Annotated in this window: 12 protein-coding genes; 4 read left to right on the plus strand and 8 right to left on the minus strand. The window is 62.4% G+C overall.

What is annotated here, in order from left to right:
* Positions 1–11: 11 nt before the first annotated feature.
* The 4 genes from murJ (at position 12) to trxA (ending at position 5,329) form a co-directional block, all read left to right on the plus strand.
* Positions 12–2,069, plus strand: a complete 2,058-nt coding sequence (murJ, locus tag LDO13_RS18190) for a murein biosynthesis integral membrane protein MurJ (RefSeq protein WP_224048051.1) — start codon at positions 12–14, stop codon at positions 2,067–2,069.
* Positions 2,070–2,240: 171 nt separating this feature from the next.
* A complete protein-coding gene (locus LDO13_RS18195; protein ID WP_224048052.1) occupies positions 2,241–3,830 on the plus strand; it encodes an ABC transporter substrate-binding protein in 1,590 nt (529 codons plus the stop codon).
* 176 nt (positions 3,831–4,006) lie between these two features.
* Entirely contained in the window at positions 4,007–4,963 is a 957-nt protein-coding gene (gene trxB / locus LDO13_RS18200; protein WP_224048053.1) for a thioredoxin-disulfide reductase, read from the plus strand.
* Positions 4,964–5,002: 39 nt separating this feature from the next.
* A complete protein-coding gene (gene trxA, locus LDO13_RS18205; RefSeq protein WP_224048054.1) occupies positions 5,003–5,329 on the plus strand; it encodes a thioredoxin in 327 nt (108 codons plus the stop codon).
* A 5,227-nt stretch (positions 5,330–10,556) separates the two neighbouring features.
* On the opposite strand, the gene LDO13_RS18210 is transcribed toward trxA, so the two are convergent.
* The 8 genes from LDO13_RS18210 to rpmH form a co-directional block, all read right to left on the minus strand.
* Positions 10,557–11,783 carry a ParB/RepB/Spo0J family partition protein gene (locus LDO13_RS18210; RefSeq protein WP_224048055.1) on the minus strand — a complete coding sequence of 409 codons (1,227 nt, stop codon included), beginning with the start codon at positions 11,781–11,783 and terminating at the stop codon, positions 10,557–10,559.
* 68 nt (positions 11,784–11,851) lie between these two features.
* A complete protein-coding gene (locus tag LDO13_RS18215) occupies positions 11,852–12,922 on the minus strand; it encodes a ParA family protein (protein ID WP_275960058.1) in 1,071 nt (356 codons plus the stop codon).
* Positions 12,923–13,008: 86 nt separating this feature from the next.
* Positions 13,009–13,659, minus strand: coding sequence for a 16S rRNA (guanine(527)-N(7))-methyltransferase RsmG (rsmG, locus tag LDO13_RS18220; RefSeq protein ID WP_224048057.1), 651 nt, complete (start codon positions 13,657–13,659; stop codon positions 13,009–13,011).
* Positions 13,660–13,676: 17 nt separating this feature from the next.
* Entirely contained in the window at positions 13,677–14,279 is a 603-nt protein-coding gene (locus LDO13_RS18225) for a R3H domain-containing nucleic acid-binding protein (RefSeq protein ID WP_224048058.1), read from the minus strand.
* Positions 14,279–15,253, minus strand: a complete 975-nt coding sequence (gene yidC, locus LDO13_RS18230) for a membrane protein insertase YidC (protein WP_224048059.1) — start codon at positions 15,251–15,253, stop codon at positions 14,279–14,281. The genes LDO13_RS18225 and yidC overlap by 1 nt, the downstream gene beginning before the upstream one ends.
* A 16-nt stretch (positions 15,254–15,269) precedes the next feature.
* Positions 15,270–15,611 (minus strand): membrane protein insertion efficiency factor YidD, encoded by a 342-nt coding sequence (gene yidD, locus LDO13_RS18235; RefSeq protein WP_224049841.1) that lies wholly within the window; start codon positions 15,609–15,611, stop codon positions 15,270–15,272.
* Between the two features lie 46 nt (positions 15,612–15,657).
* Positions 15,658–16,068, minus strand: a complete 411-nt coding sequence (gene rnpA, locus LDO13_RS18240) for a ribonuclease P protein component (protein ID WP_224048060.1) — start codon at positions 16,066–16,068, stop codon at positions 15,658–15,660.
* A gap of 41 nt (positions 16,069–16,109) precedes the next feature.
* On the minus strand, positions 16,110–16,247 hold the full coding sequence (gene rpmH / locus LDO13_RS18245; protein WP_003800212.1) for a 50S ribosomal protein L34: 138 nt from the start codon (positions 16,245–16,247) through the stop codon (positions 16,110–16,112).
* Positions 16,248–16,710: the final 463 nt, after the last annotated feature.

Below are 16,710 nucleotides of genomic sequence, written 5' to 3' on the forward strand. Positions count from 1 at the left end.
CGGGTGAGACGATGAAGACGATGTCATCAGCCAAACCCACCCCAGCGCACTCCGGCCCCGCCGATTCCAAAGCTGTCCAATCCGGAGAAGTCCGTTCCAGCGCCATCATGGCCGCGGGAACGCTGGTCTCGCGTTTCCTGGGATTCGCCAAAACCTGGATGCTGGCGGCCGCCCTCGGGCTGGGCTCCACGGTCAACGACACTTTCATCAACGCAAACAACCTGCCGAACCTGATCTTCCTGCTCGTCGCGGGCGGTGTCTTCAACGCCGTCCTGGTGCCCCAGATCATCAAGGCGAGCAAGGCCCCGGACAAGGGGGCGGACTACATCAGCCGGCTGCTGACACTGGCAGTGCTGGTGCTGCTGACACTCACACTGGCGGTCACGCTGCTGGCGCCGTGGGTCATCGAACTGACGACGCAGGGCTACTCGCCGGAGCAGAAGGCCCTCGCTGTGTCCTTCGCGTTCTGGTGCCTTCCGCAGATCTTCTTCTATGGGCTGTACGCCCTGCTGACGCAGGTGCTCAATGCACACGGTGCCTTCGGACCCGCGATGTGGGCGCCGATCCTGAATAACATCGTCGCGATCGCCGGCCTCGGCATGTTCATCTGGACTTTCGGTGCCAACGCGGCCAACCCCCACACCCTGGACACCTGGGGCTCCACCCAGACCTTCCTCGTGGCCGGATTCTCCACCATCGGTGTTATTGCCCAGACCGCGATCCTGCTCGTCCCGGTCTTCAGGCTCCGGCTCGGCCTGCGTCCCCGCTTCGGCTGGCGCGGGGTCGGACTGGGCCAGGCCGCCCGGCTGAGCGTCTGGACCCTGGCGACGGCCGCCGTCGGGCAGTTGGCCTTCCTCTACGTCATGCGCATCGCCACGATTCCGGGCGCGGAACGGCTCCGCCTGGAGCAGGCAGGGGACCCGGCCGCTGACACGATGCCCGGCAACGCCGTGCTGGAGGTGGCGAGCCAGCTCTACCTGCTGCCGCACTCCATCATTGCGCTGTCCCTTGCCACGGTGTTGTTCAACCGGATGACCCGGGCCTCCCAGGACGGGGACCGGGCCGCGCTGCGCAGCGCCCTCTCGCACGGGCTGCGGACCATGGCTGTGGCCACGGTATTCGGTGCCCTGGCCTTATTTGCGCTGGCCGGACCGCTGGGAATGTTCTTCTCCGGCGGAGTGAAACAGGACGGCGCCATGCTGGCGCAGACCCTCACCATCCTGGCCCTCAGCACCCCCTTCATGAGCGCCAACTTCATGATGTCCCGCGTGTTCTACGCCAACGAGGACGCCCGGACACCGTTTTTCATCCAGCTGGTACTGGCCCTGGTGAACGTGGTTGCCGCCTTCAGCATCCAGTTCCTGCCGTTCGACCAGATCATCTTCGCCATCGCCATCCTCTACACCGGCGGCAATATCCTCTCCGTGATTGTCAGTGCAGTCTTCCTGCGCCGGCTCCTGGGACACCTGGACGGCCCTCGGATCGCCAATTCCTACATCCGGATGGGTTACGCCGCGCTGGGTTCCGCCCTGGCCGGGGCGGGGGCTCTGTGGCTGCTGGGCAGCTACAGCCCGGACGGTTTTGCCTGGAGTACCCCTATCGCCGCGCTGGTGACGATCGTCGTCGTCGGCCCCGTCATGCTGGCGGCCTACCTGCTCCTGCTGAAGCTTTTCCGGGTGACCGAACTCAGCGACCTGCTGCAGCCGCTGCTGGGCCGCCTGCGCCGGACGGCGGCCGCGGAGCCCACGGCCGGCGACCGTCCGGAAGGCCCCGCCGCACCCCGCACCAGGCCGGAACGCGCCACTGTCTCGGTGGACACCGGCCTCATCCCGCGAATTTCGGGGGAATTCGACGCCGTTTCCTTCCGTGCCGGGCCCGACCTTGGCGAACAGGACGAACGGGCCGGACGGTCCGGGCCGGAGGGCGGCTACCTGCCCGCCGAGGATCTGCCCAGCACCGCAGAGGGCGGTCTGGGGCGGGGGGATATCCCATTGCCCGGGCGCCGGACCTACCAGGGGCCTGCGGGGCACAATCCGCATTTCCCCTTCGGCGGCAAGAAGAAAAAATAGTATCCGGCAGTGTTCGCAGCGCCGTGCTTCCGCGGCCCGGACACTGGATCGGCTAGGATCGAAGACTAACAAGGGGAGTTGCAGACCAGGGGTCCACCGGCTTACCGGAGGACCTGTGGTCACTGATGAAGTGATCAGTTCGGCAACTCCCGGACAGTCTAGGAGGAGCTCGTGTCCCACCCGATCGATGTTGGATCAGTACTAGGTGGCCGTTACAAGGTCACTGCCACTGTACTGACCTCACACGACCAGGATCTGGTGCTGGACGGTGTGGACCAGGTACTCAACCGTGCTGTGAGCATCCTTGTGGCCGGACCCGGCAACGCGGATCAAGTGGCCAAAAGTGCCCGCGAAGTCGCCACCGGCGAGCGTCCCGGCCACGTGCAGATCCTCGACCTTGGGGTGAGCGAGGCGACGACGTACCTCATCACCAACCACACCTCGGCCGCTGATCTGCTGGACCTAGTCGTGTCCTCCAACCCGCCCTACGTTGAACCGTTCTTCACGGACACGCTGGGCAGCGAGATCTTCGGCCAGCCGCGTTCCCAGGAACCCGAAACCTACGACGGCCTCTACGACGAAGAGGAAGTAGACGCCGACTACATCAACTACGGGCGGAACCAGCCGGCCGCGCCCGTATCTGGAGCCGCTCCGGCTGCGCAGCCGGTTTCTCCCGCACGCGTGCCTTCGCGTCCGGGGACGTCACCCGCCGCCGGCGCGGCCGCAGCCGGCGCTGCTGGAGTTGCTGCCGGTGGTGCCGCAGCGGCGGCCTCCTCGAAAGCAAAGTCCCCGGAGACTGCCCCCCAGGAAGCCGCCTCACATGTAACGGCGCCCCAGCCCGGGCAAGGAGGAACGTCCGGATCCGGTGCGCCCGTAGCCGGGCCGCCAGCTCCCGCCGAATCGCCCAAGGTCTCATTGTGGTCCGACGACGACTACGACCACACGGACGACGACGGCCGGGAGGCAGCCCGCGAGGGCCAAACCACGAAGTCCGCCGCACTGGCCGGCGGTGGCTCCCCGGACCGTTCCCCGGGTTTCTTCCCTGGTTCCTCACGCGGCAACGAGTCCGCGGCGGACGACGAGTACTACGGCAAGGATGACGAACCCCAGCGCGAGCCACGCTCCATGCGATGGCTGGTTGGAGGACTCCTGGCGGCCGTCCTCGTGGTGGGCCTGGTTCTTGCCGTCACGAATCTTGGCAGCCTCTTCAAGACCACCCCGCAGCCCAACGCCGGCGGCAGTACCTCCACCTCCGCCCCCGGTGCGACGTCGGCGGAGCCCTCCGCGACAGGCAGCCCTGCACCGGCCACCGGTCCGCCCGCGATTGAGGGTGTCACTCGGCTCGGCGATTTCGATTTTGCCGGAACCTACGACGGCGACCTGGTCAAGACCTTCGACGGCAACGCCGCAAGCTATTGGTCGGACATGGAATTCGCCAACGAAAACTGGGGTGGCTTTGCCCCTGAGGGTGTCCCGCTTGTAGTCAAACTGAAGACCCCGGCACAGATCTCCTCGGTGACCCTGAGCCAACTGGGGGCCTCCGGCGGCAGCATCAGCGTCTTCACCAACGACCGCCCATCCCTGGACGGCGCCAAGCAGGTGGGCACCAACAGCTTCACCTCACCGGATCTGACAATGCCCCTGCCGGAGCCCGCCACAGCGCAGTATGTCATCGTCTCGATCAAGAGCTTGCCCAAGCTGGCGGCGCCGAAGACGCGCTTCGGGTTTGGGCTGCGCCTGGCCGAGATCAAGGTCCAGTAGCGGGCCCGTAACCAAGGCAGTAACCCCGTTGTCCTCGGTGCCAAGACGGTACCCTGAGTGATGGCGTCCTCCCTTGACGCCCGGTCCGACCGGAATATTCAACGCCATGTAGTAGTTGTGCCATGTGGCCGGCCACCTAGGCGGGCGCATCGACAAAGGAAGAGGTTCACCGTTCAGTGAGCAACGCAGAAAACACCGCGTCCGAAGTACGTGATGTCATCATCGTCGGCTCCGGCCCCGCGGGCTACACGGCCGCGGTGTACACAGCGCGCGCCAACCTGAAGCCGCTGATGCTGGCCGGATCGGTAACTGCCGGCGGCGAACTGATGAACACGACCGACGTCGAGAACTACCCGGGATTCCCTGATGGCATCATGGGCCCGGATCTGATGGAGAACTTCGAGAAGCAGGCCGCCCGGTTCGGCACGGAAATCCAGTTTGAGGACGTCACCGAATTGGGTCTCGACGGCGACATCAAGACTGTCACCATCGGCTCGGGGGAGACCTTCCAGGCGCGCTCCATCATCCTGTCGACGGGTTCCGCCTACCGCGAGCTCGGCCTGCCCAACGAGAAGCGCCTTTCCGGCCACGGTGTCAGCTGGTGCGCAACCTGCGACGGTTTCTTCTTCAAGGATCAGGACATCGCCGTGATCGGCGGCGGTGACTCCGCCATGGAAGAGGCACTGTTCCTCACCAAATTCGCGAAGACCGTCACCGTGGTACACCGCCGCGATTCCCTCCGTGCCTCCAAGATCATGGCCGACCGCGCCCTGGCGCACGAGAAGATCAACTTCATCTGGAACAGCGGCGTCGAGGACGTCCTTGGACAGGACAAGGTCACCGGGCTCCGGCTGAAGAACCTTGTGGACGGCACCGAGACCGAACTCGCCGTCACGGGCGTCTTCGTGGCGATCGGCAACGATCCCCGCACGGAACTCGTCAAGGGCAAACTGGACCTGACCCCTGAGGGGACCATCGCCGTCGACGGCCGCACCTCGAAGACCAGCGTGCAGGGCGTCTTCGCTGCCGGCGACGTCATCGACCCCACCTACCGCCAGGCCATCACGGCGTCGGGTTCCGGCTGTGTAGCCGCCCTCGACGTCGAGCACTACCTTGCAGACCTCCACGCCTAAGTCGGCGCGCAACAACCAACCGAAGAGAGAGACAGGGCTATGAGCAACGCAAAAGACGTAACAGACGCTAGTTTCAGCACCGACGTACTGGCCTCCGCCAAGCCGGTCATCGTGGATTTCTGGGCGGAGTGGTGCGGACCGTGCCGCAAGCTCGGACCGATCCTGGACGAGATCTCGGTGGAGTACAGCGAGAAGGTGGACGTCGTCAAGGTGAACGTTGACGACAACCCTGCGATCGCGGCCCAGTACGGCATCACCTCGATCCCTGCCGTCTACCTGTTCGAAGGTGGGGAAGTGAAGGGCACCGTCATCGGAGCGCGCCCCAAGCAGTTCTTCGAGAAGGAATTTGCGGACGTCCTCTCCTAGGCTGCTCGGCGCACAGCCGCCGACCACGCCTTAAGGTGGCCTCACTTCCGGACCAGGAAGTGGGGCCACCTTTTTGTGCGTCGTGTCCTGTCGCAGCACGGCCCGAAGGGCGGATCCTCCCTTGCTGCCGCCGCTGCTACTCCGCGTTGGCCAGGGGTTCAAATCAAATTAGTTGCATAATGGAAGTCTATTGCTCCATTTGCGTCCGGCTGCTCCAGAAATGCACGATCCCCGGGGAGGGGATTCCGCTCGCGAATTCCTGCGGCGCCGGACAACCCTTGAATGAACATTGGCAGGCACCTCCAACTTCCTGGGCACCAACGGGACGGCGGGCTGGTTTCACGTGAAACATCGGAGCGCCTTCCAACGGCAAGGTCTGGGCCGCGGTCCAGCGTGTTTCACGTGAAACATCACCTGCAGCGTTCCACCGCGAAATCAGCGCCGATCATGGGTCCGATCGGAAACGCAGAGCGGACAATTCTTCCGCAGAAAGCTGCAACAGCGAAAACGAATAGTTCTCGTCCAATGTGGCGGCAGCCGTCGCTCGTGACAGTCGGACCACTGCAACTGTCGAAAAAGCCGGAATCGAATCAAATCTGGGGCGAAAACACACAGTTTCCCACGTCATGTCCCGCGGAACACCGCCCATGGGGTCTGCAGCTGCCGCAAGAGAACCCGCACCGATCCAAGCAAGTGTAGGTGTAATGCTGGCGTGCGGGACTCGCACTCCTGTCAAGACGCATCCATCAGTCAATTTCTCACCCTTTTGCCTTCGGTGTCTCGGCTTTTGCAGGAGTTCCCATTCGGCCAATGCGTCCAGGGTCTTAGTGACAGTGGGCAATAGATCGGCCCCAGCAGTTCCTCCGACACCGGCCGAACCAATTCGGAGCAACACTCCACCGAGCGGCGCCCTGGAAGGCACTGCAGGGGCTCAGCAAACTCCAACAATCGCCCGGTAGCTGAGCCGTTTGCCTGACAGACTCCAGTGCAGCGAGGAGCGCCGGACCCAATGTTCCACGTGAAACAATTGGCGAAGTCCCCGGAATAGCAAAAGGCTCCGTAATGGAGCGAAAATAGGCACTGAAGCGACCCTGACCGATGTGCGCTCAGAAGTGACCTGCGACGGTTCTTGTCCCGGACCAGGAGGCTGCCGGAAGAACGCCCGAATGCCTTAAGGCAGACCATTTTTTTGCCGTGTTTCACGTGAAACACAACATCATCCACCCGCCAAATATCGCATTGTGGGACAACTTGGACGAATTTCTCAGCACGAGTTCTAAAATATGATACGCAACTCTCAGATATGTCCACGGTTGGCGTTCAACAGGACGCTAGGCGGACCGCTGTTGCCCAGTGCTTGCAACTGTCGGCTCACTGGGGGCGCTCCCTGTCTCTGGCATCCAACAATGAACGTCACTGAATCTGCAATGCACGGCTATTCCGCAGAACTTCTCGCGCAAGGCCCGGCAGTCCCGGCATCACCGGCCAAATCTGAGCTGTTCCACGGTTTCACGTGAAACACAACCACAAACTCTCAAGAAGCTAACTCACAGGGGATAGCGCCGAGATCGAAGGGGTCTCCGTCGCCGGTTCCCAGGGGCGGAAAACGCCCACCCAGCCGCGTCGGAGCCGCTCGAGCGATGTGTGTGGCAACATCCTGGCAGCCGGCCGCCCGACGCCGCTACCTGATGGGTGGTGCGGACACACCAGAACGTCACTGCGGGGGCTCCCCGCCTTCTCGTGGGCGCTGGCCCCTGATACTTCCGCCGAAGATGAGGCATTGAACGCTACAGCGAACAGCGGCTCCCGGCAGGCATGAAGGGCGTCGGCGTGGCCAAATCCTTGGGCGAATAAGGTGCGACTACTACGGCCGGAGATTCCCCAGCTCGACTTGATCAATCGAGCTCTGCCAAGAGAAGCAAAGCTGAGCGTCAATTGAACGTGCAATTCTCGTGTGCGTCCGCAGGAAATGATGGGCGACCCCAGTGTCGGCCAACTGCAACCACACGTTTGGCAAACCGCAGGGCCACCATCCGCCGCTTCTTGTCGCTTAGTTCCGAGGATGTCGCGGCTGGCCTGGGGTGTCCCGGCAGCGCGTTTCTGCACACATTGGGCGTCTCGGTGGGGATAAGGTGCAGAGGTCTGCCCAAGCGCTGATTCGCGGTCGCATGGGACTCGTCCACATGGCGCCGACCTCCCTCCCCAAAGGCAAGAATCTCGTGAGCTCGGAGCGCCTCACATCACGAGAATTGTCCCACCCCTAAATGGCAATTGCGGCTGTCCAGGGCAGACATCCAGCAGCGCTTAAACCTCCACAAACAGCCGGAGAGATGCTGCTCAGTGCTTGGTGTACTCGACGGCCGCAGCCGGCCCTCCCGGGTCTTGTGGGTGTAGAGAGCGAACATGCCCGCCGAGCGGATAGACGCAAGGGCGGTCGGACGGTGTCACTGCGAAACGCCGAGCGTCGGCGCCAGACCCGGGTCCGCTGATCAGGAGCCATTCTGACTGCCCACAACGGGGTTACCACCTCGCACTCGCTCACCACCTCCCTAGCTCCCGCGGGAGTTTCCACAGGGTTCTCCACAGATCTTATTCACATAGTTATCCACAGGACATGAGGCATTTCTCACAGCTCCAACGGTAACTCGGCCGCCGCGTCTCTAGGCCGGTCGGCACACTCGACCTCATCCGCGAACATACTTCGTCGCCCACGAGGGCGCGGAGCATCTCAACTTGCTCCACATTGCTTTGCGCCCGGCTTTGGAAAACCCCGAAATTCAGCGGAAAATTAACCAGCTGCGGGGGATTTAGAAAGCAGGGACGGGTGTGAATCAGTTCACTGTCCGTGCACCGGAATTGTTTCACGTGAAACAGCTTGGACCCGAGCGCAAGGAGGGGAGCCGCCGCCGTTGTCGGTGCAGCGACATCGTCTGAGGTCAGCTCTGTGCAAGGCGGCGACCCACAGGGTAATCCACAAAGTTATCCACAGCGATATCCACCGCTCTTTCCACCGACTCTCCTGGCCTTCCAGTGGCGAACGATAAGGTCGCCAGCGGGTAAGCCGGGTCCAAGCAGAGCAGTAGGGCCGGTCTGACTACGAACCAGCGTCAGCTGCAGAGGGGGGCACGCCCAGGGTTCAGGAGTCGGTCTCCAGCATCAGGAGCACGGAAAATTCATGACCCCATCGCTCGGAACGATCGGGGGCTCCACCGCCTCTCGAGTCCAGCTGGTCGGGGCGGCAGGGGGAAGGTGCCACCTGAACAGTCCCAGCGTCTGCGTAGGGGGGATCGGACAGCCGCACCCACCCCCCCGTGGCTGCCACTGGACAGACTCGAAGACCTGCCCTGCACGCAGCCATCACTCTTGCAGTCGGAGTCGCAATTGCCGGTTCCGGTTCCGGTAGACAAAAGGGGGCGGCGCACGGTCATTGCAGGGAGGAACGTTCCCGGCGTCACGGACTGGCTGGAGGCGCGTTCAGTCTCACTCAAATTCCATCCTTGCCCGGCCGGCCTCACTTCGTGGGTCGATCACGACGGCGTCCTTCGGCGCACGCGTGACCGTGTCCTGAGGTGTCCGGCATGCGGGGGAGGACGCCAATCCATATCCCGATGTTCCGTCAATCCCAGGTCCACAGAACACGCACCACCCGTGCCTGTGGATGGACGCGGCAGGCGACCGTACGGACGTGAATGCTGGTCCTCACAGCAGCGGCGCACCGCCCACGCACATCTGATCCAACGGCGCCCGATGCCCCTCTTGATCGTGGTGGATTTGGAACTCATCTTGCTGACGCGGCCCCAGGCATCCTCAACCGTTGGAACACGGGTGCTCGGCAGAAGGAGCCGAAGTGCGTAAGGTCCGGCCTCCTCTGGCTCATCACCGGAGGCCCACGAAATCCCTGCACCAACGCAGTTGGATGCTCTGCCATGGGGGAGTCCGCTCAGTCCCGCCGACTGCTGACAGTACCCCCACGCCACGAAGCTTAGACCGCACAGCAGAGCCGGCCTGACCGTTCGGTTCGGCACCACAGACCGATGGGAGCTTCCTGGCTTGCGGATGGTGGACAGCCTAGCCTGCAGGTGGATCACTGAGGCCCAGTCGGACATGAACGGTGCCTTGGAGCCCACCTCACTCGCCGTCAGCCTGGCCGGCAGAGCTCGGCCGCTGCATAGAGCCGAGCTGGGCGCAGAGCGGCCTGCTGCGCTGTCCTGGGCACCATGCCGACGCCGCGGGCTGCCCCAGACGCAGAAGCGAGGAACCCGAGGGACCGGCGGCCCTTCTCCTACCAAGTGTTTTATGTTTCACGTGAAACTGGACTGCCCCTTCCCTGCCTCGGCTCTACAGCCCCTGAGCCCCTTGGATAAATCCCGAAGGCTTCGGTAAAACTATGTCGAAAGCCTTCCGAACAAGTCCACTGCAGAGCGTGCGCACGTAGCGGCTGTCGTACCGAGCTGGAAGGGCTGGTCTCGGTGGCTTTAGGGCGGGGAGAGAGACTCCTAGATGGTTTTCCATGCGTCAGCAGAAACGTCCATGCGTGTATCCATCAGGAATTCGACCTACCGAACCCAACGTTGTGGGAGATGGGTCAGATCTTTCGGCTGCGCATTACTTGGCGGTGGACGTTTCACGTGAAACGTCCGCCGCCAGGTATTGCAGGGCTCAACTACCGTTGCCTATCCAAGAAGTACGCACCAAAGCCTGCACACGAGCAGGAGGCGCAGTCCCGTCGGCCCACAACCACGATCATTGATAGGGACTTCCCTGAACCGCGTCGTACGCGAGGCCGTAACACCACATGCACTGCCTTTGGCGACACGGCGCCGGCCGAATACCCGCAGACCGGGACTTCAAGGGTTGATCACTTCAAGTGTTCAGGTGTTCACGGCGTTGCGAGGCTGGCTCTGCAAAAGCGGGCGCCTACGACTCCGTATCCGGTCCGTACTCGCGCTTTCCGACGCTGAATGTCGTTCGGGCCAGGCGCGAATACGGGTCCGGCGGCTTGTCATGAGACCCACACACCCCGTCCCACCTCGGGAACGGGTCAAGGCACGGAGAGATTCCGCTGTCGGTTCATCCCGGGCCCTATATCGAGTTGCTGATGTGGAGTCACGGAGTGCACCCTGCCGGCGGTAAACCCGCACCGATTGGCCAACACCGGGGCCTGGCCCCAACGAAAAAGGGACCCGTTTCACGTGAAACGGGTCCCTCCACGTTCGAGCGCGTCTAGCTAGTTGGAGGCCCCTGGCGTCAGCACATCCATAATCCGGTTGAGGTCTTCCACGCTGGCGAACTCGATGCTGACGCGTCCTTTGCGTGCACCAAGGGAAATCTTGACGTTGGTATCGAGCCTGTCAGAGAGGGACGATGCCAGGTAATCCAGGCGTTCGTGCCGTGCACCGGGCCGCGGGATGTTGTTCTTCTGCGATGCGGCCGGGTTCTGGTAAAGCGTTACCGCTTCTTCCGTCGCCCGCACTGACATGCCCTCTGCCACAATCTTCTGGGCCAGGCGTTCCATGGCGGCCGCGTCGGGGAGTGCCAGCAGCGCACGAGCGTGTCCGGCGGAGATCACACTGGCAGCTACCCGGCGCTGGACCAGCGGCGGAAGCTTGAGCAGCCGGAGAGTGTTGGAGACCTGGGGGCGCGAACGTCCGATACGGTCGGCCAGTTGTTCGTGGGTGGTGCCGAAATCCTCAAGCAGCTGCTGGTAGGCGGCGGCCTCCTCGAGTGGATTCAGCTGGCTCCGGTGCAGGTTCTCCAGCAGGGCGTCGCGGAGAAGGTCATCATCGGTGGTGTCACGGACGATTGCGGGGATGGTTTCGAGTCCTGCGGCCTGTACTGCCCGCCACCGACGTTCGCCCATAACGAGCTCGTAGGGTTCGCCACCCTTTTCGGTTGAAGTACGGACCACAATTGGCTGGAGGACGCCGATTTCCCGAACTGAGTGAACCAGCTCCGCCATGTCGTCTTCATCGAAGACAGAGCGGGGCTGCTTGCGGTTGGGGTGGATGTCCGTGACCAGGATTTCCGCGAAACGGACACCCGGTACCTCGACGAGTTCAACACCCTGGTCCTCCGCGTCGGGAACGGCCATGGGTTCTGCTTCGGCCGCCGTGCCTGAGTCAGGCTTCGGCGCGGCAGCCTTGGCGGGCGCAGCCTTGGCGGGCGCAGCCTTCCGTGCCGGTGCCTTCTTGACCCCGGGGGAGCTCTTCGAATCCGGAACGTCCGCAGCCGCGTCCGTCGTCGGGGACTGCTCCAGCGACTCTGCTGCTACGGCCTCCTCCGATGCGGCGACGGACTCTTCCATTTCAGGCACGGCAGCAGGTGTCCGCTTCCGGGCTTCAGGAAAGAACAGATCCACGGGACGGGACGGCGCTGAACCGTTTCCGGAAGCCGCGGCGGAACTTGGAATGAGTGCCCCAAGTCCACGGCCGAGGCCGCGTCGCTTATCGCTCATGGATAAATCCCTCCATTGGAAGAGCCGGGCATCACCGGACTCTAGCTAGTGCAATTCTTGAAAAGATTCTAACGTTCCGCGATTTCGGCTGCGGCTTCCAGGTAAGACAGGGCCCCGCTGGATGAGGGATCGTAGGTCATCACGGTCTGCTGGTAGCTGGGAGCTTCAGAAATTCGAACCGAACGGGGGACCACTGCTCCGAGGACCTGCTCCGGGAAGTGCTCACGTACCTCGGCGGCCACCTGGGCAGCAAGGTTGGTGCGGCCGTCGTACATGGTCAAGAGGATGGTGGAAACGACCAGGTCAGCATTCAAATGCTTCTGGATCATTTCGATGTTCTTCAGCAGCTGACTCAGTCCCTCGAGGGCGTAGTACTCGCACTGAATCGGAATGAGCACCTCGTTGGCAGCGCAGAACGCGTTGACGGTCAGCAGACCCAGGCTCGGAGGGCAGTCGATGAAGATATAGTCCAGCCGCTCCTCACCGTTCTTGGCGCGCTCCTTGGCGTACACATCAATCGCACGCCGGAGGCGCTGCTCGCGGGCGACGAGGCTGACGAGTTCGATCTCCGCGCCGGCGAGATGGATGGTGGCGGGCGCGCAGATCAGATTGTCGATGTCCGGGCACGGCGCCACGACATCCTGCAACGGGATGTCGTTGATAAGCACGTCGTAGATGCTGTCAACGTCTGCGTGGTGTTCGATTCCGAGGGCCGTCGAGGCATTGCCCTGCGGATCGATGTCGATGACCAGCACGTTCAGGCCGGCGGCAGCCAGTGCGGCGGCAATGTTGACCGTTGTGGTTGTCTTGCCGACTCCGCCCTTCTGGTTGGAGACGGTGAAGATGCGGGTCTTCTCCGGTTTCGGCAGTTCACGCCCCAGTAGCCGTTCGCGCCGCTTGTTCTCGTGGGCGAGCTCACGGGCGATGGGGCTGGAGTCGTCGATGGAGTCCAGTACGTTTCCGCTGGAAACAACGGATGTTTCACGTGAAACGTTTGCCATGCCTGTTGTTGCTTTCGCAACTGCAGACATGTGATTTCCGGAGTATTCATGAGCGATTGCAGGCGCAACGAAGGCCCGTGCGGACCCCAGGGACACAAACGGGGGGATCCGTTGTGTGGAGGCTTCGCTACTGGTCACTGTGACACACTCACTCTCGTTCGGCTCTTGCTGCCGGTTACTAGCCTAACCTCTTACCCTTGGACTCCGAGGGCACCGGGCTGATGCTAGGCAATCTTTTGAGGCTTATTCACAACGATTCGGACTACGGTGGTGGGTTCCTCGAGGAGGTCCTCGCCCACCAGAACCACTGACGTCTGGGTGCCGCCAAGCTTGCGGATAACCTTGGCGGCTTTTTCGATTTCCTCGCCGGCGCTGCGACCCTTGATCGCGACGACCTCACCCTTGCCCGCCAGCAGCGGAATGGTCAGTCCGGCCAGGTTGGAGAGTGCTGATACAGCGCGTGCCGTGACGACGTCGGCGTCGACCATCCCGACCGCAAGCTCGGCACGGGTGCGCATGATGGTGACGTTCTCGAGTCCGAGGTCGTCCACCACTTCCTGAAGCCAGACAACCCGGCGTTCCAGCGGTTCAATCAAGGTAAGTTCCAGGTCCGGCCGGGCAATGGCCAGGCACAGGCCCGGGAGACCAGCGCCGCTGCCGACGTCGGCCACATGGCTTCCCTCCGCAATCTGGCTCTCGATCACGGCACAGTTCAGCACGTGGCGGCTCCACAGCCGGGGGATTTCCCGGGGACCAATTAGGCCCCGCTCCGTACCTGATGTGGCCAGGTGTTCTACATAGCGCTTCGCCAGGTCCAGACGGTCACCAAAGATCGTCTGTGCTGCCTGAAGTTCCGCAGCGGTAATTTCAACCATCAAGTTATCCGGCGGCTTCAGTCTGCGGAAACGACGATGTGGCGGTCAGCGCCTTCGCCTTCGGACTCGCTGATGAGTCCCAGGTCAGCTACGGCGTCGTGCACGATTTTCCGCTCGTAGGCACTCATCGGCGCGAGTGCCACGGTTTCGCCGGATTCCTTGACCGAAGCGACCGCGTCTTCCGCGATCTTCTGCAGCTCGCCGGCCCGCTCTGAGCGGTAGCCGTTGATGTCCAGCACCAGGCGGGAGCGGTTTTCCGTAGCGGACAGCACGGCCAGGCGGGTCAGTTCCTGGAGCGCTTCGAGGACTTCGCCGTCCTTGCCCAACAGGTTCTCCAGACCGGCTGCTTCTTCCTCAGCCACGATCGAGATGTAGGTGCGTCCGTTCCGGACTTCAATATCGATGTCACCGTCGATGTCGGCGATGTCCAGAAGTTCTTCGAGGTAGTCGGCAGCAACGTCGCCTTCCTCTTCCAGACGGCTGGCTGACGTGCCCTTGCCCTCCGCGTCCTCGGAGCCTTCTTCAGGGTTCTGATCGGCGTCCTGGACCGCGGCCAAGGCGTCGTCCTGGTCCTCGTTGGCTTCGGCGGAAATAGCGTTTTCGGTGCTCTCGGCGGACATTACTTCCTCTTCCTGTTCTTACGTTGTGGCTGTACGCGCTGGCTCTTTGCCACCAGGGCGGCAGCGGCAGCTGCTTCGGCGGCCTCGGCCTCGGCCTTCTTGGCTCCCGTCAGGGGCAAGGCCGACAGTCCCTTCGCGGCGCGGCGCTCGGCCAGCGCCTTCGCGGCGGGGGATCCCGGCGTCGGCATGCGGCGGATAACAAAGAACTGCTGCGCCATCGTCCAGAGGTTGGTAGTGGTCCAGTAGATGAGGACGCCGATGGGGAAGTTGATACCACCCACGCCGAAGACGATCGGCAGGATGTAGAGCATCATCTTCTGCTGCTTCATGAACGGGCTGGCCATGGCCTCTTCGGACATGTTCTTGGCCATGATCTGCTTCTGCGTGATGAACTGCGAGGCCGTCATGGCCAGGATCATCACGATCGACAAGATCCATACGGCAACTACATTTCCCTCAGGGTTGTGCAGCAGGGTGGCAGACAGTGGGGCGCCGAAGATGCTGGACTCATCGAACTGCACCACCTGCTCGTGGCTCATCGCTCCGATGCTCTTGCCGCTGTTGGCCGCCGTCGTAATGCCGGAGAGCACCTGGAACAGCGCGAAGAAGAACGGCATCTGGATCAGCATGGGCAGGCAGGCCGAGAACGGGTTGGTGCCGTGCTTCTTGTACATCGCCATCTGTTCCTGCGCCATGGCCTGGCGGGACAGCTGGTCGGTCTTGCCCTTGTACTTGTCCTGCAGCTTCTTCAGATCCGGCTGCAGGAGCTGCATGCCGCGCTGGGCTTTGATCTGCTTGACGAACACGGGAATCAGGGCGGCGCGGATCACCAGCACCAGCCCGATGATGGACAGGGTCCACGTCCAGCCATTGGCAGGGGGCATGCCGATGGCGCTCAGGCCATCGTGGAAGACCACCATAATGGCGGACACAAGCCACTTGAACGGAAACATGATTGTTTCAAAGAAGTCCATACGATATCCCTATTCGTCAGGCCGCAGAGCGGCCTTCTCCATCAGTCTGAGCAGCCAGGTACTTGTCCGGATTGTTCAGCACAACAATTGTGGGGGTGCGGTCTGCGGGCCACTCGCATTTTCCGGCGGGGACATGGTCCACACCACCGGCATTCCACGGATGGCAGCGCAACAGACGCCTGGCCGCTAGCCAGCTTCCCTTGACGGCGCCGTGGACCGTGATGGCCTCAAGCGCATAAGCAGAGCAGCTGGGGAAGAAGCGGCAAACCTGGCCGTACAAGGGTGAGATCACCTTGCGGTACGCCAGGAGCAGCAGGATGAGGATATTGCGGGGCAAGTTCCAGACTGCCCGGCCCAACCAAACTGCTGCGGATCTTGCGGGAGGGACGACGGCGGCAGCGGAGTTACGCACGCGGGGTCCCTTCCTGTGTTGTCTCGTAAGAAACTGAAGAAGCAGCCTTCGGAAGGCGGCTGCCCAGCCGTTTCATGTTGCTTTCCAGGGCGGCGTCATAGTCGGATCGCAAGTGATCGAAGCTGGCACCGGCCGAGGCGGGCAGGGCCCGGACCACGATCGCGAACCCGCTGCCGTATTTCTGCAACGACAAGGCGCCGACTTCTCTCAGTCTCCTCTTAACGAGGTTCCTGACAACAGCGTTCCCGACACTCTTGGAAACGATGAATCCGATCCGGCTTGGTTCATCGGCAGCGAGAGCTGCCGTATATAACACTACGTTCCGGCGTCCATTGCGGACACCGGAACGTACAGTTGTTGAAAAATCGGTTGATGTCCTCAGACGGTTACGGGTGGCCAGCACCTTTAAACTCGCACAGGGATGTGGACCGACGAGTCAGTTATTTAAGCCGACAGCTCGGTGCGGCCCTTGCCACGACGGGCTGCCAGGATGGCACGGCCGGCACGGGTACGCATACGAAGGCGGAAGCCGTGCTTCTTGGCTCGACGGCGGTTATTCGGCTGAAAAGTCCGCTTGCTCACGTTAGTTACTCCAGTGGGATCAAAGGTGCGCCCACCCGATCAAGGGGAAGAACTGGTCGACGCTAAGTTTTGTATGTGCCGCTTCCCTCGACTCGCAAGACGCGGGGCGTCGGGAGAGATTCAAATGAGGCGAAAAGCGTACACATGGGACTTCACAACGTTAGGGCTTGCCGCCCTCCTGAGTCAAACCGGGGGTCGGTCCGCCGGCTTTCCCCAGCTGTGGCTAACTGCCGCCGCAGCCTGTGGATGAAGTGGGTCACCCGCCCCGATTCGGAACTACAACGGTGTGATTATCCACAGGACAGATCCCAGCTATCTTCTGGACTTTTCATCCCCTAGAGTGTCCCAGTAGCCGATTATCCACGGACTGTGCATAACCCTGTGGATTAAGCCGGGGCCAGCACACTGGTTCAGGACTTGTGGCTGCACGTAATGCAGGCAAGCAAGTTTGAGGAACTGATTG

The sequence above is a fragment of the Arthrobacter sp. NicSoilB4 genome (genome assembly GCF_019977335.1).
In the GTDB taxonomy this organism is placed as follows: domain Bacteria; phylum Actinomycetota; class Actinomycetes; order Actinomycetales; family Micrococcaceae; genus Arthrobacter.